Origin of the sequence: Sphingobium sp. RAC03 (genome assembly GCF_001713415.1) — a bacterium.
Taxonomy (GTDB): Bacteria; Pseudomonadota; Alphaproteobacteria; order Sphingomonadales; family Sphingomonadaceae; genus Sphingobium.
In genome coordinates this window covers 17,149-40,563 of the sequence record NZ_CP016455.1, presented here as the reverse complement: position 1 = coordinate 40,563, position 23,415 = coordinate 17,149, and the positions used below count along the sequence as shown (strand labels likewise).

The window sequence follows — 23,415 nt, the reverse complement described above, 5'->3', positions numbered from 1 at the left end:
GTACCCAAATGTTATAGGCCGATCAGCCGCCTCACGCTGCAAGCCGTCCAAAAATCAATCCGGTCGTTCAGGTCGAGGTCGAAGCGGCCATAAGGGTTCACATGACTGTAGATCAACGGCGTGAGACCACGATAATCTTCCGGCGTCATCCGCCCCGCCCACTTCGGCTCAACCAGTACGGTCTGAAGCATGCGGGTGTTCACATACACCAGCGACGCTTGCAGGAGGTGTAGCGCCAGAACGGAGATTTCCTGCTCATGGATGCGGTTGGTGGCGATCTCGCCGCCCTTGCCGAAGAACACGAAACCATTAGCGCCGTTCCAGTTCTCAACCACATTCAGCCCTTCGTGGATCTCGCGGCGGAATGCCTCCTGACGCAAATACCGGCATAGGAAGATTGTTTTGACCGCGCGGCCGAGTTCACTCAGCGCCTTGTAGGTCGGGTGCATCACTTCGGCTCTGGCAAACCGGAGCAGGATCGCTTCCGGATCGGCGGTGCGCGATTGCATGGCAGCGGCATATTTGACCATTTCGTCATATTGTTGCTCGATCTCGTCCCAGTCGATCGGGCTGGAGAGGATCGGCAGTAAATTGGAAAGCCGCGTGCGCATGCCGGCTTGGGGAAGGGCCAGTTTCTGGCGTGCCACTGCTTTCAGCCGCGGGGCAAGCTCAAATCCAAGGAGTCGGCAGAACGCAAAGCCGACTGCGCTCTGGCCGTGGCTATCGACGTACTGGCGCTGGATTTCCATGTCGGTGCAATGGCGTAGCACGCCTTCGATCATGGAGGCGACCTCCGAGGAAGAGCACCGCTTGAGCTGGGAATAAACGCAGGTCGCGCGCTTCTCCACATGCCAGTAGATCATGACGCCACGGCCGCCATAGCGGGCGTGCCATTCCGTCATCAGGTTGCGGTCCCACGCGCCGAACTTCGTTGAATCGGACGCGCATGCCGTGCCCGCATCTCCCCATACTGCGGCATTGCGGATTGCCAGTGTCGCGTTTGCTACCCGCGCGCACGCCTCCCTCAGCGCTGGCGCGTGGATGAAACGGCGATGGACATGCAGCAATTCCTCGTAACTGACATCGGGTGTTGCGCCAGCGACCCGCTTGAGCCCGGCGTTCGTGCCCAAGCCATAGAGACACAGCAAAAGACGCTGAGCCAAGGCTGCTTTCGACAGGGTAACCCGCGAGGCCGACGTTTCGAAAGCATCCATCAATCCCGTGTCCAGAGCAGCCTCTTTCAACACGTCCAGCAGTCCGGTCATCGGCCAGCGCTGACCGATCTCGCTTTTGATCGAAGCGAGACCCTTCGGTTCGGGCAAGGGCTTGAACGGTGTAATCGATATCCGGTTGTCGCCGCGCCACAGGAGCCGGACCTTGTCGTTTTGTGGAATATTGGCATTGAGGAGCAACAGTTCCCGTTCAAGCTCCTCCCGGATCGAGGCGCAAAACGCCTGCGCATCTGGCGTCAGGCTGAGGCCGGAATAGTACGCATCTCGCCTGATCTCGAAGTCCTTGGGAAGATCGTCATCGGGATTGCGATAGCGATCCGCCCCGACCACCCAGATTTCTTTGGAGCGGATGCGGTCGCGCAGTTGCGTCAGGACGCAAAGCTCATAGCTGATCCGGTTTACCCGCCCATCGTCATCAATGACGGAACTGCGCCATCGCGCTGGAATCACCTCATCGATCGGAACATCCTGCAATGGCACGAAGCGGCATCCGCCATCCACCTTGCTCCTGATCCAGTCGAGGGCCGCCAGGACCGGCCGCCACACCGCGTTGTTCGACCGGAACTCAAGTACGGAAAGCAGGCTTGGCAGCATGCGCCGGTAATGATTGGCCCAGGAACCACGCATCACCTTGTAGATGCGCCGGTCCAGAGCGCCCTTCGCATGGCTCTCCTTGACGATCGCCGCCAGCTTGGCCTTACCGGCGATCGGGAAAATGACATCGCAGATGCGCCCCGATGGTTCATTGATCGAGGCGCTGGCGATCTCGACCAGCAGGCGCTCCTTTCCATAGACCCGCTCGATGTCTTTCGCGATATCGCCCACCACCTTGCGTTTCGAGCGCGTTCCGATCTTGTGAACGGTTTCGATCAGCAGGTCGATCATCGCGTCAGTGAGTTGCGCCTCCCGCGACATTAGATAAATCGCATAAAGGCCGAGCTGTCGCGCCGGCGCATGCCGGCGCATCTCCGAGGCCTTTTCACCGGCAACGCGGCGAACAATCTGATCGACCCATGGCTTGCCCGTAGCCGTCAGGAGATCATGGGGAAGATCAAGTCTCTGGATAAAGGCGAGTTTCTCGGTCACGTCGAGAATGTTGTCGAGCGTTGCCTGTCCGGCGTCACCCTTCATCCTGTTGAATCCGGTCGAGCTGTCCGGATCGGCAAGCGAGGCTTCCAATAACGCCACCGCATCTGACGAAAGCCGATCACTGGTTCCGATCAGCCAGGTGTCCAGATAATCTTGCCGTTGTGAGCGAACGACACGTTCAAGCTCCTTGCGCGACGGCCCATAAATACGCCGGTCCCGGCACCACAGGAAAACATGCTCAAGCATGGCATTGATCGACTGGCCGCCCGGGCACAGCTCGCCAGCAATCCATTCCGTCAATTGCGCGCGATCCACCCGCTTCATGCGGTGATATCCAAGATGGATCAGGATCTCCGCACAATGCCGTCGTGCTGTCCGACTGGAAAAGTCATAACCGGCTATCTCGCCAGCCTCGACACCGAGTTGCTCGGCCAGATACGAGAGGCCATCGGTAGGGATTGAGCCGGGATCGATCGCGAAAAACCCCAGGGAAGCGAAGAATTTCAGCTGCGCGGCGAGGCCAAGGCGCGTCAGGGCCGGCTTCGAATTTACAAAATCAATATCGGCAAAGCTCAGGCTCCATCGTCCGATCAAATCCCCGCCCGGAATACTCCGATCCATCAACCCACTCCCTATGATGGAGCGAACTGTCCTCTTCTATGATTTCCATCGTCAATACCGAATGCCACGTTCCCAAAACGTTCTCCGACTTGGCCAAAATCGCAGCTTGGGGCCGACTGGGCCTGATTGTCAGAAGGTCGGCAATCCTGATTGCGCTGTCGGGCGCTGGCACGTCCCGGCGGCCCGTCATTAACACCGCACTTAATCCCTAATTCGCGATGATAAATAAAAGACAACAACAACATAGGGAGGACGATATGACAGCGATATTGTATGCGATCATTGCGATTTGCTATCTGATCTTAGCGATCACACATTAAACGAGCGAGCCAGTCAGCTTCTGACTGGCTCAATCGCGCCGGCGAAGGCTTGTCCTAGCGCGCGACCGGGATTTCGCTGATCCTGGTCGTCCAAGCCGGGCTTTTCTGCGACCGCTTCGTATCGAAAGAGCGTGAGCCAGACCCTTGCGCGGCGAGAACGATAGTGTTTCGGCCAAAACGTGCATTGATGCCGTCAAGTGCTGCTAGAAGGCCGGGAGCTTTGGGGTCGGGCACGGCAAACAAATCCGTCTGCCCCTCCCCTTCCTTCGTCAGATCCTCCAGCAGTACGCCGCACTTCGTATAAACACCGCCAGGCTGGAACATGTCATCCATCATCTTTCCCGCAATCCCGACGATCACACGAGGATCATTGGTCGGCGGTGACAGCCTTGTGGTGCGCGACGCCGATGGTGGATTGGGCCGATAGCGTGAACCATGGGCGAATGCGATCAGTCGTCCCGCTGCCAATCCCTGTGTGCGGATTTTCTCGGCTGCGCGCGCGGCGCGTCGCGCCATCGCCTCGCGTAACTCAACCGGATCAGTGACAGGTTCGCCGAACTGGCGGGTCACGGCGGTCGCCTTCAACGGCTCCGGCGTGATTTTGAAATCATCGCATTCCACACCGCCCAGCTCGCGCACGAGACGTTCGAGCACCACCGTCCCGACATCGCGGGCAACAGCAGGCGGCAGGGCCGCCAGATCGGCCGTTGTCTTTATTCCCAACGGGCGAAGTCGCGCTTCCAGCGCCCTGCCGATCCCCCACACCTCTGCTACGGGCCAATGTTCGAACAGGCGTCGGCGTAGTTCGACATCGTGGAGATCGACCACCCCGCCCCATACCTTCTCAGTGGCCTTCGCAAGAGCATTGGCCACTTTTGAAAGCGTGCGTGTCGGCCCAAGACCGATCCTGGTGGGGAGGCCCACCGATCGCAAAATATCCTCGCGGACCAAGTGCGCCGTCTTCACATCGCCCAGCCCGTTTGGCAGCACAGGAAGCCTGAAGAAGCTTTCATCGATCGAGTAGATCTCGACCATATCGGCGTGTCCGGCGATCACCGCGTTGAAGCGGCGGTTCATGTCCGCATACAGCTCGTAATTGCTGGAGCGGAGTTGGATGCCATGACGCTTGATATGGTCGCGCATCTTGAACACCGGATCGCCCATGCGGACGTGCAGCGCCTTGGCTTCCTCGCTTCGGGCAATGGCGCAGCCATCATTGTTGGAGAGGACGATGACAGGCGTTCCGCGTAGGGACGGATCGAAGACCCGCTCTGCGCTCACATAGAAATTGGAGATGTCGACGATGGCCCAGGACATGCGCCTATCGCCGGTAATCACGGACGCCGGTGCGCACGACGCCCCATATCTCTACGCCTTCCGCTGGCGTCGGCTCATAGCATTGCAGGCTGTTGCGCGCTTCAAGAAGCATGGCTCCGCGTCGCTGGATGAGCTGGCGACAGACAAAGCCGCCATCGACGATCGCGATCACGATATGCCCCTCGACGGGGCGGGTATCGCGATCGACCACCACGACATCATTGTCGTGAATGCCGGCATCAACCATGCTGCTGCCGCTGATGCGGAATACGAAACTTGCTGCCCGATCGAGCCGTAGCAGCTCGATCAGGCTGATTGCATCATCCTCCCAATCCTGGGCGGGGCTTGGAAAGCCGGCTCCTGCCGCGCCAATGATGCGAAGAACGGTTCCCTTCGGCACATCGGCAAGCGGGACCGGCTGCATCGTCGGCAGCATGTATGATTCCCTTCGACGATCCCCATAGCGCGAACAGAACATAAAGCGAACATTCTTGATGTTCGGTTCGGCGCATTATCCCATTTGGTTTTAGCCCAATGATGCTGTCGGCCTGCTGTCGGGAAACTGTCGGGTGGAATCTTAATTGTCGGGTTGATGTCGGGTCATTGGCGTGCTGGTGTCGTGGCCGACATTGAGTGAAGGCCCGTACATAGATCAGGCTAATTGGAGGCTGAGATGAAGTGCGACACAGTGAAATTGCGAGCAGCACGTGACCGGCACGCAATGACCCAAGAGATGCTGGCTGTTCGAGCGAAGGTGGATGTGCGAACCGTGCAACGGGCAGAATCTGGAGCACCTCTTCGGCAAGAAACCGTAGCTGATTTGGCGGCAGTGCTTGGTATCCCGCTGCATGGGTTGATTGCACCGAATGATCCTGACACCGCTGCTGCAACGGTCCAATCGTTTTTCGGACCCGGCCTTGTGTTGCGCCGAGCCGCTACAGGACGAGAGGTGATTGAACTTCTCGAAACCACGGCGTTGGGGAAGTTGGAATGCGCTGCAGATCCGACGGAATCCATCATGGAAACGCTTCGCACTGCAATCCGTCTTATCGAAGGAATGCTGCCCGAGCCCTGGAATGAGGAGGGGCAGTATGGCCCACTCTTTTTCCAGTCATTAGTCGATCGATTGGAAGCAATCGCGAAGATGACGGCGATGCTCGCCGATCTTGAACACCAGGGGCTGGCGCTGTTTTGCGGCTCTACCTGGGAACGCGTCGTGATGCCGCGTTGGGGCGAAGAAGGCCTTTACACTCGCTCAGGTCAACCTGCGGAAAGTGTACGCGCTACACGCCTTCTTATCGCGCAAATCGCAGATCGTGTGACAGTGCAGCGAGCCGCTAACTGGCCTGTTCAGATCGAAGATGCATCTTGGGAAGTCTCCGATAACACCGACGAAGATATTCCATTCTGAAAAAAAGGCTTCGCGGCCTTAACTAAGAATCATGCGAGCGTAATTCCGTAGAACCTGTAATAAATTCGATGATTACCTAGAAAGGAAAACTACATGCCCAAAAAAATTGTCGATGCTAAGAGCCCGATCCGAAAGTTGTTGAGCAATACCAGCATGTTGTGATTCACGCCTCTTTGCGAAGAGATGGAGTGAATGGTGACATGGACTGGTATTGCCCGGCGCGAGCATAGCCGGGAGGGACTGCGATATCCATCGGATATGACCGATGTTGAGTGGGCGTTGGCAGCGCCGTTCGTGCCTCCGGCAAGGCGTGGAGGCCGACCTCGAACGGCAGACATGCGCGAAGTCCTCAACGCGATGTTGTATGTAGCTGCGAGCGGTTGCGCGTGGCGACTTCTACCAAAATGCTTTCCTCCGGTGTCGACTGTGCGGCGCTACTTCTACGCTTGGCGCAATGCCAGTCTGTTCGAAGCCATCAACACCGTGTTGGTTATGAACTTGCGGGAAATCGAAGGACGGGAAGCCTCGCCCAGCGCTGGAGTGATCGATAGCCAGTCGGTGAAGACCACGGAAAGTGGCGGAATTTCGGGCTTTGACGCTGGCAAGAAGGTCAAAGGCCGCAAACGGCACATTTTGACAGACACCTGCGGTTTTCTGATCTTCATCCTCGTCCACGCTGCCGACATTCAGGATCGCGATGGAGCTGTCGATGTGCTGGCCGCAATCCGGACCCGTTTCCCCTGGCTGCGCCATGTGTTCGCGGATGGCGGCTATGCGGGTGAAAAGTTACGGTCGGCACTCGTCGGCATGGGAAAGTGGACGATCGAAATCATCAAGCGTTCCGACAAAGCCAAGGGTTTCGAGGTGCTACCCCGCCGATGGGTTGTCGAGCGAACCTTCGCATGGCTCGGGCGTTGCCGACGGCTCGCCAAAGATTGGGAAAGGTCCATCGCCTCATCGACGGCCTGGGCTCTTATCGCTTCAATCCGCATGCTCACGCGCAGAACCGCAAGGTACTGTCAAATTTGACGAACTTCTGAATCGGGCTCTAAAGCGGATTCCAAAGGAAACATTACAGCCGTCAAGCTGCAGGGGAACAAAGGATTCACGCCACTCGAAACGGCGATGCGCATGGCTGACAACGGGCAGATCGAGAATGCCCATTCTGTTAACCGGGCTGGCGCAAAGCCACATTTGCGCACGAACCCTAACAGCAGCACCAGTGATAACCTCGATGACATGGCCGGCGACAGCTAGACCAGCCTCCATTTTCGTTCGAGCCTATCCATTTCATCGAGGAGCATGGTCGTCATCTCGGCGCGGCCGGCCGGCTGCTCCTGCAAAGCTGCAACAAACCCTTCCGAAAAATGCGGGCGCAATCTGGTGTATCCGCCATCACCTTGCATAAATTCGAGAAGGGTGCGGCCATCGCTGGACTTTGAAAAACCATTTGCCAATGAACGACCCACCGTCACAAGGTGGAAGCGCCGACGCGACTTTTCGGCTCTATCCTTGGCCTTCGCTTCAGCGTCGATCGTGCTGCCCTCACTGGTGAGAACAATGGCTACGATATAGACGATGACGAATAATATGGCGCCGATGGCGATGCCAGGATGGGCCATCGCTGTAACGACACTTGCAACCGCCGCAGCAATCTGGCCCAGTCGGCCCCAAGCTGCGATTTTGGCCAAGTCGGAGAACGTTTTGGGAACGTGGCATTCGGTATTGACGATGGAAATCATAGAAGAGGACAGTTCGCTCCATCATAGGGAGTGGGTTGATGGATCGGAGTATTCCGGGCGGGGATTTGATCGGACGATGGAGCCTGAGCTTTGCCGATATTGATTTTGTAAATTCGAAGCCGGCCCTGACGCGCCTTGGCCTCGCCGCGCAGCTGAAATTCTTCGCTTCCCTGGGGTTTTTCGCGATCGATCCCGGCTCAATCCCTACCGATGGCCTCTCGTATCTGGCCGAGCAACTCGGTGTCGAGGCTGGCGAGATAGCCGGTTATGACTTTTCCAGTCGGACAGCACGACGGCATTGTGCGGAGATCCTGATCCATCTTGGATATCACCGCATGAAGCGGGTGGATCGCGCGCAATTGACGGAATGGATTGCTGGCGAGCTGTGCCCGGGCGGCCAGTCGATCAATGCCATGCTTGAGCATGTTTTCCTGTGGTGCCGGGACCGGCGTATTTATGGGCCGTCGCGCAAGGAGCTTGAACGTGTCGTTCGCTCACAACGGCAAGATTATCTGGACACCTGGCTGATCGGAACCAGTGATCGGCTTTCGTCAGATGCGGTGGCGTTATTGGAAGCCTCGCTTGCCGATCCGGACAGCTCGACCGGATTCAACAGGATGAAGGGTGACGCCGGACAGGCAACGCTCGACAACATTCTCGACGTGACCGAGAAACTCGCCTTTATCCAGAGACTTGATCTTCCCCATGATCTCCTGACGGCTACGGGCAAGCCATGGGTCGATCAGATTGTTCGCCGCGTTGCCGGTGAAAAGGCCTCGGAGATGCGCCGGCATGCGCCGGCGCGACAGCTCGGCCTTTATGCGATTTATCTAATGTCGCGGGAGGCGCAACTCACTGACGCGATGATCGACCTGCTGATCGAAACCGTTCACAAGATCGGAACGCGCTCGAAACGCAAGGTGGTGGGCGATATCGCGAAAGACATCGAGCGGGTCTATGGAAAGGAGCGCCTGCTGGTCGAGATCGCCAGCGCCTCGATCAATGAACCATCGGGGCGCATCTGCGATGTCATTTTCCCGATCGCCGGTAAGGCCAAGCTGGCGGCGATCGTCAAGGAGAGCCATGCGAAGGGCGCTCTGGACCGGCGCATCTACAAGGTGATGCGTGGTTCCTGGGCCAATCATTACCGGCGCATGCTGCCAAGCCTGCTTTCCGTACTTGAGTTCCGGTCGAACAACGCGGTGTGGCGGCCGGTCCTGGCGGCCCTCGACTGGATCAGGAGCAAGGTGGATGGCGGATGCCGCTTCGTGCCATTGCAGGATGTTCCGATCGATGAGGTGATTCCAGCGCGATGGCGCAGTTCCGTCATTGATGACGATGGGCGGGTAAACCGGATCAGCTATGAGCTTTGCGTCCTGACGCAACTGCGCGACCGCATCCGCTCCAAAGAAATCTGGGTGGTCGGGGCGGATCGCTATCGCAATCCCGATGACGATCTTCCCAAGGACTTCGAGATCAGGCGAGATGCGTACTATTCCGGCCTCAGCCTGACGCCAGATGCGCAGGCGTTTTGCGCCTCGATCCGGGAGGAGCTTGAACGGGAACTGTTGCTCCTCAATGCCAATATTCCACAAAACGACAAGGTCCGGCTCCTGTGGCGCGGCGACAACCGGATATCGATTACACCGTTCAAGCCCTTGCCCGAACCGAAGGGTCTCGCTTCGATCAAAAGCGAGATCGGTCAGCGCTGGCCGATGACCGGACTGCTGGACGTGTTGAAAGAGGCTGCTCTGGACACGGGATTGATGGATGCTTTCGAAACGTCGGCCTCGCGGGTTACCCTGTCGAAAGCAGCCTTGGCTCAGCGTCTTTTGCTGTGTCTCTATGGCTTGGGCACGAACGCCGGGCTCAAGCGGGTCGCTGGCGCAACACCCGATGTCAGTTACGAGGAATTGCTGCATGTCCATCGCCGTTTCATCCACGCGCCAGCGCTGAGGGAGGCGTGCGCGCGGGTAGCAAACGCGACACTGGCAATCCGCAATGCCGCAGTATGGGGAGATGCGGGCACGGCATGCGCGTCCGATTCAACGAAGTTCGGCGCGTGGGACCGCAACCTGATGACGGAATGGCACGCCCGCTATGGCGGCCGTGGCGTCATGATCTACTGGCATGTGGAGAAGCGCGCGACCTGCGTTTATTCCCAGCTCAAGCGGTGCTCTTCCTCGGAGGTCGCCTCCATGATCGAAGGCGTGCTACGCCATTGCACCGACATGGAAATCCAGCGCCAGTACGTCGATAGCCACGGCCAGAGCGCAGTCGGCTTTGCGTTCTGCCGACTCCTTGGATTTGAGCTTGCCCCGCGGCTGAAAGCAGTGGCACGCCAGAAACTGGCCCTTCCCCAAGCCGGCATGCGCACGCGGCTTTCCAATTTACTGCCGATCCTCTCCAGCCCGATCGACTGGGACGAGATCGAGCAACAATATGACGAAATGGTCAAATATGCCGCTGCCATGCAATCGCGCACCGCCGATCCGGAAGCGATCCTGCTCCGGTTTGCCAGAGCCGAAGTGATGCACCCGACCTACAAGGCGCTGAGTGAACTCGGCCGCGCGGTCAAAACAATCTTCCTATGCCGGTATTTGCGTCAGGAGGCATTCCGCCGCGAGATCCACGAAGGGCTGAATGTGGTTGAGAACTGGAACGGCGCTAATGGTTTCGTGTTCTTCGGCAAGGGCGGCGAGATCGCCACCAACCGCATCCATGAGCAGGAAATCTCCGTTCTGGCGCTACACCTCCTGCAAGCGTCGCTGGTGTATGTGAACACCCGCATGCTTCAGACCGTACTGGTTGAGCCGAAGTGGGCGGGGCGGATGACGCCGGAAGATTATCGTGGTCTCACGCCGTTGATCTACAGTCATGTGAACCCTTATGGCCGCTTCGACCTCGACCTGAACGACCGGATTGATTTTGGACGGCTTGCAGCGTGAGGCGGCTGATCGGCCTATAACATTTGGGTACACCCCAGAGTGATAGGGCCGAGTGACACCATTCGTCTGTCACAAAAGGGTGGGTTTGCGCTCAATGTGACGATACACTGCAAGAGCCACCCTAATGTGACGGATTTTGCACTTGGCTCGTATCGGATATGCCCGCGTCAGCACCACGGACCAGGATCTGGATATCCAGATTGGCCGCCTCAAGAATGCAGGTTGCGAAATTATCCGTTCCGAGACCGGATCGGGGGCCTCGCGGAGCGGGCGCACGGAACTGGAAACGATCATGCAGTTTATGCACACCGGCGACGAGCTGGTCGTGCTGCGGCTCGACCGGCTCGGCCGCTCCACGCGCGATGTCCTGAACCTGGTGCATGAGCTTGATGAAAAGGGAGCTTCGCTGCGCATCCTTGAGCCAGAGGTGACGACGGCGGGCGACATGGGGCGAATGGTCATCACCATACTCGGCATGGTCGCCGATATGGAGCTGAAGTTCATCAAGGATCGTCAGCGCGCCGGGATCGAAGCGGCGCGCGCCGAAGGCGTTTACAAAGGCCGGAAGAAGAACGTCGATGACGATGAAATCCGCCGTCGCCTTGCCGCCGGCGCCAGCAAGGCCCGCGTTGCCCGCGACCTGAAGGTCTCACGAATGACCGTCTATCGGGCGCTCGACATTATTCCGTCACAGACCAAACTGCCGGAAAAGCCGCCCACTGCCAGCATCGCCCTGCATCTGATTATCGAGAACTTCAACAAGCGTGGAAGAGGTAGAAAACCCGCTCGGGAGCGGATTGAGGCGATGCTGGAACGCGACTACGCCATGGTAAAAAACGGCAATTGTGATTACAAACTGACCGTCGCCTATGACCCCGATCCGGATGGCATTTCCCTTGATGAGGAAATCCAAAGCCTCCTCTCCGAGATGTTCAACATCGCAGAGAGCTACAATTGCTCCATGGAAGCCGATATCTACGAGGTCGGTGGTCAGCAACGGTCCTGGTAGAATCAATCAAGCGTTCAGTGTTCGTTCTTCAACCTGGCCAAAATCGCAGCTTCGGGCCGACTGGGCCAATCAGGCACCTTCGATGCATGAGCGAAGAACCAGATGATTTCGAACAGGCGGCGCGCATCGTCGAAGCCTTTTCCGAAGGCGAAACCGACGAGCGCGTGATTGATCTTTTGGCGCAGATCGCGATCGCAATCCGTGAGCGGGCGATCAACGACTAACCCATCGGCAATGACAGAATTTTGCACGACCAAGGGCCACCGCTGATGCTCGAATTGTTCGATTTACACGCTATGATACAATGCCATGCCGACGACCCCGACTTGTCCGAGGTGGCGAAGCGGGTTCACTCGGCAGTCTCAGCAATATCGGTGCGAAGCGATCTCAAGCGTGCCACAGAAATGATGTCGGCGTGCAAAGCATTGTCCCTCATGGCCCAAACCGCTTCGTCTGAAGTAGCCATCGATCGCGAAGGCGCTGCCACGATCCAAGCGCTGTTTACACAGGCTTTGGTGCTATATTGCCGCGCGACACACAGCGGGTCAAAGGGACGGCACAAACTTCAGATCACCAATCATCTCGATCCTGAATTGCGCGCATTGCATGATCGTGTGACCGACTTGCGGGACCGCTATCTCATGCACTTCGAGGATAGTTCAGGTTGGGAAGAACATCGCGCTGTGCTTGCGGTCGATATTGAAGAGGGCATGATGGCGCTTAGCTACCCACATGCCAGCGCATATATCAGGCAGGCGGATGCGTCAGATTTTGAGCGCCTTCTTTCCGCTGCCTACAGTATTTCCAATCAGCAACAGGCCGCGATGTCACAGCGCCTGAACGAAGAATTGAACAGCTTGTTCGAGCGACGTCCCGATTTTCTAGACATTTTGCGCACAACACCCTTTGCGCCCGAGACTTTCTTTGATGCCGACGAGATTCCAGAATATCTCGCAGGGATAGGTCGTCGCGAAGCCGATCCGCACACCGATCCGAGAATCGGTTTGATGCGCGAAAGGGCCGGTGGCGAGAAGCGGCAGACGAAGAAGCGTAGGTAATGCGCCAATAGCAATATCCTACCGGCTTCGATCCTTGGTCGGCGCCGACGGCGAGCGTGCATTGCCAATATCCGCATCCAGTGTGCTACCGCTTCTGATGCGATCGGCAACGATCTGCCGTGTGGACTCCCCGATGGAAGTTACCATCCGGACGCTCTCACCACGCTCGCGGGCCGTCTGCATGGCGGCATCGACGATGCCCTGTGCCGCTGCCAATCGACTGTCGGCCAAATTGCTCTCGGGCGAGTTCTTCAGGAACGTGGCAGCGAGGCGTTCCTGCCCCGGGGCATGGCCTGGGGGCAGGATCGGGCGCTCCAGCGCGCGAACCGCGCGCTGGAGCTGAACCGGCTGCTGGGCATTGATCTGCACGCCCAAGGCCGCACCGATCTCCCGCACACGCTCCAGCGGTGTTTGCTCGGAGGAAATGACAGCATCTACCTGTCGCACCCCCAAATAGGTCAGGAGATGGGATTGGTAGACCGGCCCCTTTGCGTGCCGGACATAGGCCAGTTCAGTGCGCGCGGCGGCGATCTTCTCAGATGGCGCATCTTGCCCGATCAGGGTCCGCAGGCGCTCGCCGGCGTGCTGGCGGGCGCTCGGAAGATACCGCTCGAGTTCGTCGCGCACCTTGTTCAAGGTGATGCGGTAACGCTGGCCCGTCGGAGGGGCACGTTGAGGCAACAAGGCGATCCCATGCGCGCCAATCCGGGCTTCGGGCACGGTATCGCGCTGAACCGCAGCAGCAGCGAGCACAGATGCCATGGCGCGATGATCGCCTGTCAGGAAGCCATGGCGCGACGCATCCATCCAGAGCGTCTTGTCGATCGAGGCAATGCGAATGGGGTGCCCCGCTTCGCGCGCGACCTGAACGGCATGGTGACGCATCGTGCGACCATTGCCTTCGCGGAAGGGGTGGATGGCGTTGAGTTCGTTGACGTGGTTGCCGAGCCGGTCGAAAAACTCGTCACGGGCAAGGCCGCGAAAACCATTTTTCGCCGCCATATCGCAGAACAGCTTGTCGAGTTCGCGAGCGATATAGGGGGGCGCCGCGAAACTCGACCCGCCCTTGGCGATGATGACGCTGCGATCTTCGCCTGCCCAGCCATAAAGGTCTTGGAACAGATGCTTGTGTGAGCTGCGATAGCCATCAGCCGTACCGGGGAAAGTCAGGCGCGCGGCCTGTGCGCCCCGCGCCAGCGTGAGCCGCCGCTCGGCTTCGTTGAGCGTGGCATCATCGGTGATCCCAAGCCGGTTTCGCAGGATATCGGTGCCGGGATAGGTATAAGGGTCGTCGCCCAACGTCAGCCTGCGGCGGGGTGCATTCCCGGCTTGTAAAGGCCGAGAATGATCGATGCCATCAGCGACGGCGGAACGCCCTCGTCGAGCATTATGGCGAACAGGGCATCGTCGTCATCGCTGGGCGTCATGTCCTCGATCACTAGATTGGCGCGCGCATCGGCAACATCTTCGCGCCAAAAGGCGATCTGCTCGGGCGTGCCGCGCTCGAAGTCCATACCTCGAACACGCTCGCGAAATACCTCAAGATCGATCTGCGCCATCCCGTTCATCCTTCCCCGTTAACTCTAACCTTCTTGTCGTGATTCCTCAACAAATCACTTGGTTGAACGGTTGCGCATCCGGAAGAATATACGCGCCTCCCGGTTGCCGCTCTGGTCAGATAAGTTTCAGTATTCATTGGATAACATGATCGTCAGCACGCGCTTGGTGCGGCGCTCGTCCCAAGGAACCTCGCTGCCGAACGCCAAGCTTGGCTCGTAATAGTCGATCTTCCAGAAAACCGTCACCGCTATCGCCTTGTCATCATCGGGCCGGTCCTGTGTCCAATCGCCCGATCCGAAGCGAAAGATCGCCCCGAAATCATGCTCACCATAAGGGTCATTGTTGTCGTCGAATTTCGAGAACCGCGCGATCAACGTCAATGCGGCGAAGCGGTCCGCATCGGCGAGGGCCTGAAACCCGATCGTTGCATTGGTGATGGCCGTGACGCCGGGGATAGCACGCGCCGCATCGTTCAGGCGGCGGATGGCATCGGTTTGTTCGGGGGTCTGCATCAGTCGTTCCTTTCATCTGGCATGGGCTGCAAGGCCACGGGCCGGGCAACCCTGCCGTTCCGGCGAGGAACGGGATGGGGAGGGAGGGCGAGAATCTGCCGCTGGCGCGGGCGAGCCGCCTAGCGCGGCCGACACCTGCAGGCGTCGGGCGCCGCGCTTGGCGGATTACACGGGCGGTCCGATTGTCGTTCGGGAACGAAAGGGCAGCGCCCTGGTGTTCCCCGCGTTTCGTGGGCCTGCGGGGCAGGGCTGCCGCCGTCTCTGGAGAACGCCGCGCACTAGGCGCGTCCGACGGGGTGTGCCACGTGGCGCACCCCTCGCGCGAGGATCGTTGCCCGAAATGGGACGAGACGCCGGCACGGTGGCTTGGTCGGCGCAAACGCGGCGATAGAGCCGTACCCGGCAGGGCCGCGCCCGACTTGAACACTGTTGCGATTATTGAAAGGTCGCGTCAGTTCCCCAAAGACGGCTCAACGCATATCCTCATAACGCAGGCGCCTCCTCACCAATGGGATGTCCTGGAGGTTCTTGGCGACGCGATTGTTGCCACCCAGCGCCCGCCATTGTTTCTCGCGGGCACGTGCTGCGACCAACGAAAACTCCATGATATGCGCAAACCGCCATGGCCGACTTGCCCATATCGAACAGTCGGTAACAGATTTCGACACCGCGCGGCGTCAGGCAACCGCTATGATGGCGATTGTCCGCACAGCGCGGGTCAAATACCCCGACGAGTTCGGTGCCTTTGAGCGATAGCTCGGCGTTCACGGCCCCGATCACATCGATCCGCTTGCGGACCAATTTGCGAATGCGGCGTTCGAGGCGCTTCAAATCGTCGCCCAACGCGCGCTCGGTCGCCTCAAACAGAAGCCCCCGCATGTTTATCACGCCAATAAAATGTTTCTCGATGATCCGCTGCTCCAGAAGCCTGCGCATTGCCTTGAGCCGGACGAAATGCCTCATCGTCGTATCGCTGCCGATCAGGCCATGAAGGCCAGATAATCACGGACCCAGGCATCTGTGCTGAGGTCGGCCGTAACCTGGTCCAGATGGTGTGCGATGCCGTTGCGCCGCTCGATGAGCGTGACCATTTCGGCCCGCTCCTCCTGTGTCAGCACGCTCTCCTTCACGAGGTAGTTGAACGCATGCTTCACTTTATTTTTCACGGGCGGCACGGCATCCGGGTCATTGTCCATGCGGCGGCTTCCAATCGAGCCGCGCTTCGACGGCCGCGACAACGCTGCGCTTCAGCTCCTCGCCATGGTATAGGACCAGGATCATCTCCAGCGCACGGTGCCGGATCATGCATCGCTCAAGCTCGGGCAGGCGTCCGCGATAGGGGTCGGTGTAATGGCGTTCGGGGCCTCGCCATTCTGGCTGTTCAGCATCCGCCATCAGGCAACCGTTCGCTGGGAATATGTCGTGGGGCAGGCGCGATCACGTGCGGTTCCTTGTCCATTTGCGCACCGAGATCATCGGTCCTTGAAGATGCCATCGTCCCAGCCCATATAGGCAATTCCAGGCTTTACGGCTTCGGGGTGCTGGGGGGTTCAAATCCCGCAGGCTGGCTAATTATCGGTGCTCTCTGTCTTGCACTGGCGCTTCGTTTCGCAAGCGTCAAAATCTTGGAGGGAAAGCCTATGATTACACATTCAAAGTCCCGCGCTCGCAAGGCGCACACGCTGAAGAATACCAACCTGAACCCAGTAACTAACATGAAAAAGCTCTACGCCGTTTCACTCGAAACCGTCTGGGCACTGATCGTTAGTTGGTCTGCTGGTTTGGCCGGCCCCAGCCCATTGGCGCAACCGCGCCAGCGTAACCAGTAAGAGGCGGAAGGAACGATCCTTCCGCCTTTTGCCTTTGTGCAGCTTCCCCGATTGACGCAGTCCCCCCGGCGCCGCGCGACCTTGGTCGTGCGGCGCCGCGCGGTTCCGCCAGGAACAAGCGAGCGCGCCCGTCATGCCGTGGCATGGCGGGCGCGCCGGGGCGACGGGCCGCCACACGCCAGATTGCAGGACAGGGATAGGGGGCCGGATCGCACCAGCCCCCACCCGGTCAGGCGTCTTCGTTCTCGGTCCTATTCTCTTCGTCCATCATGTCGCCGTCCTGCTCCATGCCATCATCAGCCTGATCGAACGCACCGATCTTCATGGGGGCGGGAAGCCATCCAGCAGGCAGGCGCTCCGACACGTTGACGGCAAGGTCTGCCTTCTTCTTGATGGTGGCGCAGTTCTCCGCGCTCGGCGCGCCGACTTCCTCGCGCAGCACGTCGATCAGCGCGACACGGCGCATCTTGTCAAACAGGGCGATGGGGGCCTTCCAGCGCGCTGCGACGTCCACCCCGCTGGCGCGGGCGATCTGCTCGAAGTGGTGATGGCGCGTACCGGGGCGACCACCCGAAAACACGGTGCCATCCACGGTCATCGCGACAAGGCCCGCCAGCAAGGCCATCTTGTCCTCGCCCGTCATAGCCCGGATCGCCTCGAACCGGCCATCTTCGGGGATGGAAGCGAAGCGGGTTGCCATGACTTCTTCGACGGCCTGCACATCGCTCGACGCTATCAGTTCATCGGCTACATCGGTGGCGATGGGCTTGGCCTGCACTTCGATGGCCATCTGATAGCTGTGCGCGCCGTGGAGCAACTGACCTGCAAGGCTGTCCAGCATGATGTCCAGCGCCAGCGCCGGGTCTGCGGCAACTGCTTCCTGCACAATCCGGGTCTTGATCCGCGACAGTTCGGCAAACAGCGCGTTGCTGTAGAGCGGTGCCGGTCCACTCTGGCCCGCCTTCGGCTTGGGTTCGGCCTTGGCCCGGTAGACGCTCTTGCCCAGCGTTCCGTCCCGCGAAATCCACAGCGCCACACCACCAACGGCGATCTGTTCGGGCGTGAAGACGCGCTGGCCTTCCATGATCGCGTCCTGCTCGTTCACCAGCGGTTCGATACGGTCGCTATCCTCGCCTTCATCGTCGGCAATTGCCTCGATCTCGGCGGCAAGGACGGCCATTCGCTCCGCTTCGGCCTCGGTCGGCTCGCGTGTGGCGGGATACATGCTGCCCTTCATATAGAGGTCATAGGGCCGCTCGATTTCCGCGCGCACTTCGTGCCACCCGATGCTGCGATAGTCGGCCGCGATGGCCTCCAGCTTGTCCTCCGCCAATTCCTGCACCAGTTCGGGGCTGTCGGCGAAGCCCTCATTTCCTTGGCTGAACAGGTCCACGGTGATCGTGCCGCCCTTCGCCTCATAGGCTTCGCGCCCGACGAACAGGAACATGCCGCTGGTCGTATCGACCTTCTCGGTAGTGAGCATCCGGCGGATGGTATGAGCTTGCCCGTTCGCCGCCTTGCATACCTTCACTTGGAAGTCGTGATCGTCGGTGAGGGTGAGCGCGCGGGCGGCTTCAAGGCTCAACTGGTCCTTGGCGATCAGGTCGATCAGCACCGGGGCAAGCGCGGAAAGGCGCAGCATCTTGTAGACGAAACTGACCGCCTGACCGAACCGGGCCGCGATTTCCTCGGCGTCCATGCCGGTATCGCGCAGGGCGGCAAAGGCGCGGATACTGTCCGCAGGGTGCATGTCTTCACGCTGGAAATTCTCTGCCAGCGACAGTTCGATGGCCTCTTCCTTGCTGCGTACCTCGACAGGGAAAAGATCGCTGTTTCTGACCTTCTTGCGCTTCACCAGTTCCTTGAGGCCGCGATATCGCCGCCCGCCTGCGAATACCCACAACAGGCCGTCTTCCTCATAGGCGACAAGGTTCTGCAACAGGCCATGCGCGTGAATGTCGTCGGCCATGGACTCGATTGCCGATGGCTTGATGCGGCGCTGGTTGAGCGGGGAAAGACGAAGCTGCGACAGCTTGGCGGTGATGATAGCCATGATGATTGCTCCTAATCTGTGGTGTCGATGATGGGGGGGAGGTCAGCCTTCGAGGGCTGCGAGTTCGTCAAATTCGGCGGAAGCGCGCGTTGCGGCATCGCCTGCGTAGGTCGCGCCAGTGCGGGGATAGAAGAACACGCACTCGCCTTTGCGGTAGGGGCTGCCGTCGGCGCCGGTCCCGTCCACTTTGGCCCGTTTCCAGTAGGGATCACCCTTGTATCGTGTGTAAGCCATTGTCCTTGTTCTCCTTCCTTCGGGGCTGAAAGCCGCTTGCTCTGCGGCATGCGGCTCTGCCTCTCCGGCGAGGAGCGGGATGGAGAGGGAGGAGGAAAATCGATGGCCTGGCGCGGGCAGGCCGCCCTAGCGCGGCCGACGCCCGTCAGGGTGTCGGGTGCCGCGCTTGGCGGACCACACGGGGGTGTCGATTTTGCTTCGGGAACGAAAGGGCAGCGGCCCTTGGTGTTCCCCGCGCGCACGGGCCTCCGGGGGAGGGCCGTAGCGCCAAGGGATGATGTCGCGCTGTGCGCGGCTATTGGGGGTGTGCCACATGGCACACCCCCCTCACGCGAGGATCGTTACCCTAGATGGGCCAAGACGCCGGTACGGTGGCTTGGTCGGCGCTTGCCGCCGATAGAGCCGTGCCCGGCAGGGCCGCGCCCTGTACCTGTGTTCTTAGATCCCGCACATCAGCGTATCAGGTTACAAGCGCCCCGGTGCGCCCGAAGACAAAGCGTCGATGACCTTGCATTCCGCGATCGTCGTTGCCTCGCAGTCGCCGCCCCAACGCACCACCTCGCTCCGCAAAGCCGTCAGATCGGCGAGCTTACGATCGATCTCGTCGATATGAAGTGCCACGATGCTGTCCACTTCCTCACACGACCCCCGAGGATTATCGGCCAGACGCAAAAGGTCCCGAACCTGATCGAGGGTAAAGCCAAGATCGCGTGATCGTTTGATGAAGGAGAGGCGGTCAAGCTGGGTTCGATCATAAAGCCGGTAATTCCCGCCGCTACGTGTTGGCGGTTCGATCAACCCCTCGGCCTCATAGAAGCGGATAGTCTCGATTTTCAGCCCGGTTCGCTTGGCAATGGCACCGATCTTCATGAGCCGTCCCTTGACCCTCTAGTAGGATGAGGGTTCATATAGGGTGCCCGACGCACGAATCGAGGCATCAGATGGCGGACGACTGCTGTTCGAAAAAGAGTGATACGATCGCCGAGCTTGGCCGAAAGGCAGATCAGCGCCGCGTTCTGATCGCCGTAATGGTGATCAACTTCGTGATGTTCATCGCCGAGTTCGGCGGCGGCGTGGCGGCACGCTCATCGGCGCTGATGGCGGACTCCGTCGATATGTTTGGCGATGCGGTCGTCTATGCACTGAGCCTTTACGCCTTGAGCCGGGGACCGCGCTGGGAGGCAGGGGCCGCGCTTGCCAAGGGCGGTATCATCCTTGTTTTCGGCATCGCGGTGGTCGTCGAGATTGCCGACAAGCTCGTGAACGGCGTGCCGCCCTCATCGACGCTGATGCTCGCGTTCGGGAGCGCCGCACTTGTGGCCAACGTCGTTTGCCTGGCGCTGCTGTGGCGGTTCCGCACCCAAAATGTGAATATGTCGAGCACGTTCGAATGTTCGCGCAACGACGTGGCCTCCAACATCGGCGTGTTGATTGCTGCCGGACTGGTAGCCGCGACAGGCTCGGTCTGGCCCGACATCGCCGTTGGCGCGGTGATCGCGCTCATCTTCCTGCGGTCGGCGTGGCGCGTGCTGGGCGAGGCGATCCCCGCATGGCGCGACGCGCGGCCAGCGCCTCCCAAGTTACGCGATGACACTGGCCGGGATATCGTTTAGGTCACAACACATGCTGCGCAGGCTCTGCTCACTCTTGCTGGTTATGATCGCGTCGTCGCTTGTGCTGACGGCGACGATCCATGCGCGCGAGGTTTCCGGGCAGATCATGGTGGATTGCGCCGGCGTCGTACATGAAGATGGCGATGCTGATCAGTCTCAGGGCGACGCCGACAAGGCGATGCCCCATCACCACAGCACCTGCCATGGTCCAACATTGGACATACCCGATACAAGCGATCTTTATTCGCTTGGCGAGGCAAGCGGCTTGCATCCGTTCCCTGCGCCGCAAAGCGCCCTGGCGTCTTATCGGACTGGCCCTGCACTAAGGCCTCCCGCCGCCTGACATCGCCCGCCGGTCGGCATCCGCCGATCAGACGTGTTTTGTCAGGATCACCAGATAATGAAAAAGATGTTCGTGGCCATGATGGCCGCGGCGTCCTGTGCCTCGACGGCGCAGGCGCAGCAAGCGTCGACGACTGCGATGACGCAGTCGCTCGGCGTCTATACCCTCGATCAGGCCGTATTGGCCGCAGGCGGCGCGGCGCCTGCCGCTGACGCGGCATCGGCCGCAATCGAAGCGGCTCAAGCAGAACGGACGGTCGCGGGGCTGCGACCCAATCCCGTCTTTCAGGGGCAGGTCGAAAACGTCGCCGGATCTGGCCCATACAAGGGTCTGCAAAGTGCGGAGACGACCGTAGGCGTTGCAATCCCGATCGAGTTGGGCGGCAAGCGCGGCGCGCGTGTCGCTGTCGCCAGCGCACAGCTATCGCGTGCCGAACTGCAGGCAGCGATCACCGCGAGCGACATTCGTCTGCAGGTGACCCAGCTCTATATCGATGCGGTTGCGGCCGAACGCCGGCTCGCAACAGCGCGCGATCAAGCGCGCATTGCCGCCGAAGTGCTGCGCGGCGCGGGTGTGCGGGTTCAGGCGGGACGGGCCTCGCCGCTCGAACAGCAGCGCGCCGATGTCACGAGGATCAACGCCGATGCCAACGTGGAACGGCTGACACGGCTCGCCGAAGCAGCGCGCACGAACCTGGCACGGCGGATTGGACGACCTATCGACGGGATGCTCGATGCCGCGCTTCTCGATCAGCTCCCGGCACCGACCTTTGGTCCCGTCGAGACGCCGCCGGCGGCAAACACTTTGGCACTCGCCGCCGCCGACGCCGATCTAGCCGTCGCCGATGCCGGCGTGAGGCTGGCGCGGGCGAACCGCGTCCCAGACCTCAACATCGGCCCGGCTCTAAGGCGGCTCGAAGCGACCAACGACACCGCTGCGGTATTTTCGATCTCGATTCCGATCCCGCTGTTCAACAATGGCCGCGCGGCCATCGCGCAGGCGAGCGCACAGCGAAGCCAGGCGGAAGCCTTACGGCGTGTTACCGCCCTCGATGTCGAGCAAGCGATCACGAACGCGCAGGCGGAGGCCGCGAACGCGGCCACAACCGCCCGTGCTGCAGCCGGACCAGCCCTGGCGGCAGCGCAGGAAGCCGCCAGGATCGCCCGGATCGGCTACCGTGAAGGCAAGTTCGGCCAGCTCGATCTGCTCGACGCCGAACGCACTCTTGCCGAGACGCGCGTCGCCGCGATCGACGCACTCGCCAATTATCAAAATGCCCGCGCGCAACTGGAGCGGCTGACCGCTCCCGCGACGGCGACCACGATTTCGGGGGATACCGACCGATGAAGACCATCCTTATGGGCGGCGCGATGCCGCTTGGCCTCGCCTTGCTGCTCTCCGCTTGCGGCGGTAGCTCCGAAGGCGGCGATGCTGCTGCAACCAATGAAGCATCTGCCAATGCCGACGAGGGCGGCGGTAAAGAAGCGCATGCCGACGAAGGGGCCGTGACGCTCACGCCCGACCAGATCACGGCCGCTGGGGTCCAGATCGCGCGCCCGATGACAGGCGGAGCCGGTACGATCGAACTGCCCGCAACTATCGAGGGTGATCCGCAAGGGACGCAGGTCGTTTCCGCCGCGATCGGAGGCCGCGTCGTTTCATTGACCCGCAATCTGGGCCAGTCGGTCGGCAGGGGGGAAACCATCGCGGTCATCGAAAGCAGGGAAGCGGCACAGCTCAAGGGAGAGGTGGAAGCGTCGCGCGCCAGGCTTGCACTCGCCAATTCCAACCTCGCACGCGAACAGCGCCTGTTCGCGCAGCGCGTGTCGCCCGAACAAGACCTGATCGCGGCGCGAACGGCTGCGACCGAAGCAAGGATTGCCTACCGTCAGGCCCAAAGTCAGGTCTCGGCCGCTGGCGGCGGCGGGGGCGGGGGCGGCCTCAACCGCCTCGGTATTACAGCCCCCATCGCCGGCCAGATCATCTCGCGTCCGGTCGTGCTGGGCCAGACCGTCACAGCCGACGCGGAACTGTACCGTATCGCCAATCTTAGCCGGGTATCGCTGGCGCTGAACCTCAAGCCCGAAGACGCCGGCAGGGTCAGGCCCGGGAACGTCGTAACGGTAACGGCGCCGGGCAGGCAGACCAGCGCGCGTATAACCTTCGTCTCGCCCGCGCTTGATCCCCAAACGCGGCAGGTGCCGGTTATCGCGACGCTCGACAATCGCGGCGCTCAGTGGCGTGTCGGCGAGCCCGTCACTGCTGCGGTGCAGCTGAGCGGCAATGCTGGAAGCTCTGCGGTACGCGTGCCGACGACGGCCATTCAGACCGTCGAAGGCAAATCGGTGGTCTTTGTCCGCACCGCCAAGGGGTTCCAGGCTACCCCGGTCACGCTGGGCGATGCCGCCGGCGATACCGTCATCGTCCGCTCTGGCCTCAGCGGCCGCGAACAGATCGCCACTACCGGCAGCTTCACGCTCAAGGCCGAACTCGGCAAGGGCGAAGCGGCGCACGAGGATTGATG

General features: G+C 60.3%; 24 protein-coding genes. 11 read left to right on the top strand and 13 right to left on the bottom strand.

Annotated elements, in window-relative coordinates; all coding sequences use genetic code 11:
* Window positions 1–11: 11 nt before the first annotated feature.
* The 3 genes from BSY17_RS04475 to BSY17_RS04465 all read right to left on the bottom strand — a co-directional run bounded on the left by BSY17_RS04475 (window position 12) and on the right by BSY17_RS04465 (window position 5,015).
* Window positions 12–2,942, bottom strand: coding sequence for a Tn3 family transposase (locus tag BSY17_RS04475; protein ID WP_069064568.1), 2,931 nt, complete (start codon window positions 2,940–2,942; stop codon window positions 12–14).
* Between the two features lie 374 nt (window positions 2,943–3,316).
* A complete protein-coding gene (locus tag BSY17_RS04470) occupies window positions 3,317–4,579 on the bottom strand; it encodes a Y-family DNA polymerase (RefSeq protein ID WP_069064567.1) in 1,263 nt (420 codons plus the stop codon).
* Between the two features lie 4 nt (window positions 4,580–4,583).
* A complete protein-coding gene (locus BSY17_RS04465; protein WP_069064566.1) occupies window positions 4,584–5,015 on the bottom strand; it encodes a LexA family protein in 432 nt (143 codons plus the stop codon).
* Between the two features lie 237 nt (window positions 5,016–5,252).
* Here BSY17_RS04465 and BSY17_RS04460 point away from each other — a divergent pair, with 237 nt between their 5' ends.
* The 3 genes from BSY17_RS04460 to BSY17_RS04450 all read left to right on the top strand — a co-directional run bounded on the left by BSY17_RS04460 (window position 5,253) and on the right by BSY17_RS04450 (window position 7,247).
* Complete coding sequence (locus BSY17_RS04460; RefSeq protein ID WP_069064565.1) at window positions 5,253–5,990, top strand: helix-turn-helix domain-containing protein; 738 nt, start codon at window positions 5,253–5,255, stop codon at window positions 5,988–5,990.
* A 192-nt stretch (window positions 5,991–6,182) separates the two neighbouring features.
* Window positions 6,183–7,019, top strand: a complete 837-nt coding sequence (locus tag BSY17_RS04455) for an IS5 family transposase (protein ID WP_069064564.1) — start codon at window positions 6,183–6,185, stop codon at window positions 7,017–7,019.
* Window positions 7,020–7,061: 42 nt separating this feature from the next.
* Window positions 7,062–7,247, top strand: coding sequence for a DUF3892 domain-containing protein (locus BSY17_RS04450; protein WP_069064563.1), 186 nt, complete (start codon window positions 7,062–7,064; stop codon window positions 7,245–7,247).
* Here BSY17_RS04450 and BSY17_RS21150 read toward each other — a convergent pair.
* Window positions 7,244–7,732 (bottom strand): hypothetical protein, encoded by a 489-nt coding sequence (locus BSY17_RS21150; protein ID WP_069064562.1) that lies wholly within the window; start codon window positions 7,730–7,732, stop codon window positions 7,244–7,246. The genes BSY17_RS04450 and BSY17_RS21150 overlap by 4 nt on opposite strands.
* Before the next feature lie 38 nt (window positions 7,733–7,770).
* Here BSY17_RS21150 and BSY17_RS04440 point away from each other — a divergent pair, with 38 nt between their 5' ends.
* From BSY17_RS04440 to BSY17_RS04430, 4 genes are all read left to right on the top strand, one after another.
* Window positions 7,771–10,680, top strand: coding sequence for a Tn3 family transposase (locus BSY17_RS04440; RefSeq protein ID WP_048938210.1), 2,910 nt, complete (start codon window positions 7,771–7,773; stop codon window positions 10,678–10,680).
* 142 nt (window positions 10,681–10,822) lie between these two features.
* The gene (locus BSY17_RS04435; protein WP_006953933.1) at window positions 10,823–11,689 is read left to right on the top strand and encodes a recombinase family protein; all 867 of its coding nucleotides are present in this window, start codon (window positions 10,823–10,825) and stop codon (window positions 11,687–11,689) included.
* 86 nt (window positions 11,690–11,775) lie between these two features.
* On the top strand, window positions 11,776–11,913 hold the full coding sequence (locus BSY17_RS21480) for a hypothetical protein (protein ID WP_171899180.1): 138 nt from the start codon (window positions 11,776–11,778) through the stop codon (window positions 11,911–11,913).
* A 45-nt stretch (window positions 11,914–11,958) separates the two neighbouring features.
* Window positions 11,959–12,747 (top strand): hypothetical protein, encoded by a 789-nt coding sequence (locus BSY17_RS04430; protein ID WP_069064561.1) that lies wholly within the window; start codon window positions 11,959–11,961, stop codon window positions 12,745–12,747.
* An 18-nt stretch (window positions 12,748–12,765) separates the two neighbouring features.
* Here BSY17_RS04430 and BSY17_RS04425 read toward each other — a convergent pair whose 3' ends face one another.
* The 9 genes from BSY17_RS04425 to BSY17_RS04385 form a co-directional block, all read right to left on the bottom strand.
* A complete protein-coding gene (locus BSY17_RS04425; RefSeq protein ID WP_069064560.1) occupies window positions 12,766–14,046 on the bottom strand; it encodes a Fic/DOC family protein in 1,281 nt (426 codons plus the stop codon).
* A gap of 2 nt (window positions 14,047–14,048) precedes the next feature.
* Window positions 14,049–14,306, bottom strand: a complete 258-nt coding sequence (locus BSY17_RS04420) for a hypothetical protein (RefSeq protein WP_069064559.1) — start codon at window positions 14,304–14,306, stop codon at window positions 14,049–14,051.
* A 126-nt stretch (window positions 14,307–14,432) separates the two neighbouring features.
* Window positions 14,433–14,819, bottom strand: coding sequence for a DUF3768 domain-containing protein (locus BSY17_RS04415; protein ID WP_069064558.1), 387 nt, complete (start codon window positions 14,817–14,819; stop codon window positions 14,433–14,435).
* A gap of 483 nt (window positions 14,820–15,302) precedes the next feature.
* Entirely contained in the window at window positions 15,303–15,782 is a 480-nt protein-coding gene (locus BSY17_RS21825; protein ID WP_237236275.1) for a hypothetical protein, read from the bottom strand.
* 17 nt (window positions 15,783–15,799) lie between these two features.
* The gene (locus tag BSY17_RS21820; protein WP_069064556.1) at window positions 15,800–16,015 is read right to left on the bottom strand and encodes a hypothetical protein; all 216 of its coding nucleotides are present in this window, start codon (window positions 16,013–16,015) and stop codon (window positions 15,800–15,802) included.
* The gene (locus tag BSY17_RS21815; protein ID WP_069064555.1) at window positions 16,005–16,214 is read right to left on the bottom strand and encodes a hypothetical protein; all 210 of its coding nucleotides are present in this window, start codon (window positions 16,212–16,214) and stop codon (window positions 16,005–16,007) included. The genes BSY17_RS21820 and BSY17_RS21815 overlap by 11 nt, the downstream gene beginning before the upstream one ends.
* 663 nt (window positions 16,215–16,877) lie before the next feature.
* Window positions 16,878–18,701 (bottom strand): ParB/RepB/Spo0J family partition protein, encoded by a 1,824-nt coding sequence (locus BSY17_RS04395; RefSeq protein WP_069064554.1) that lies wholly within the window; start codon window positions 18,699–18,701, stop codon window positions 16,878–16,880.
* 42 nt (window positions 18,702–18,743) lie between these two features.
* Entirely contained in the window at window positions 18,744–18,935 is a 192-nt protein-coding gene (locus tag BSY17_RS04390) for a hypothetical protein (protein ID WP_069064553.1), read from the bottom strand.
* 465 nt (window positions 18,936–19,400) lie between these two features.
* Window positions 19,401–19,805, bottom strand: a complete 405-nt coding sequence (locus BSY17_RS04385) for a MerR family transcriptional regulator (protein WP_069064552.1) — start codon at window positions 19,803–19,805, stop codon at window positions 19,401–19,403.
* A 71-nt stretch (window positions 19,806–19,876) separates the two neighbouring features.
* Between BSY17_RS04385 and BSY17_RS04380 the strand changes: the two genes are divergently transcribed.
* From BSY17_RS04380 to BSY17_RS04365, 4 genes are read left to right on the top strand one after another with little or no spacing between them, the layout of a single operon-like run.
* Entirely contained in the window at window positions 19,877–20,548 is a 672-nt protein-coding gene (locus BSY17_RS04380) for a cation transporter (protein WP_069064551.1), read from the top strand.
* A gap of 10 nt (window positions 20,549–20,558) precedes the next feature.
* Window positions 20,559–20,891, top strand: coding sequence for a hypothetical protein (locus BSY17_RS04375; protein ID WP_083217033.1), 333 nt, complete (start codon window positions 20,559–20,561; stop codon window positions 20,889–20,891).
* A gap of 57 nt (window positions 20,892–20,948) precedes the next feature.
* A complete protein-coding gene (locus tag BSY17_RS04370) occupies window positions 20,949–22,238 on the top strand; it encodes a TolC family protein (RefSeq protein WP_069064550.1) in 1,290 nt (429 codons plus the stop codon).
* Window positions 22,235–23,413, top strand: coding sequence for an efflux RND transporter periplasmic adaptor subunit (locus BSY17_RS04365; RefSeq protein WP_069064549.1), 1,179 nt, complete (start codon window positions 22,235–22,237; stop codon window positions 23,411–23,413). Before BSY17_RS04370 ends, BSY17_RS04365 begins: the two co-directional genes overlap by 4 nt.
* Window positions 23,414–23,415 lie beyond the last annotated feature (2 nt).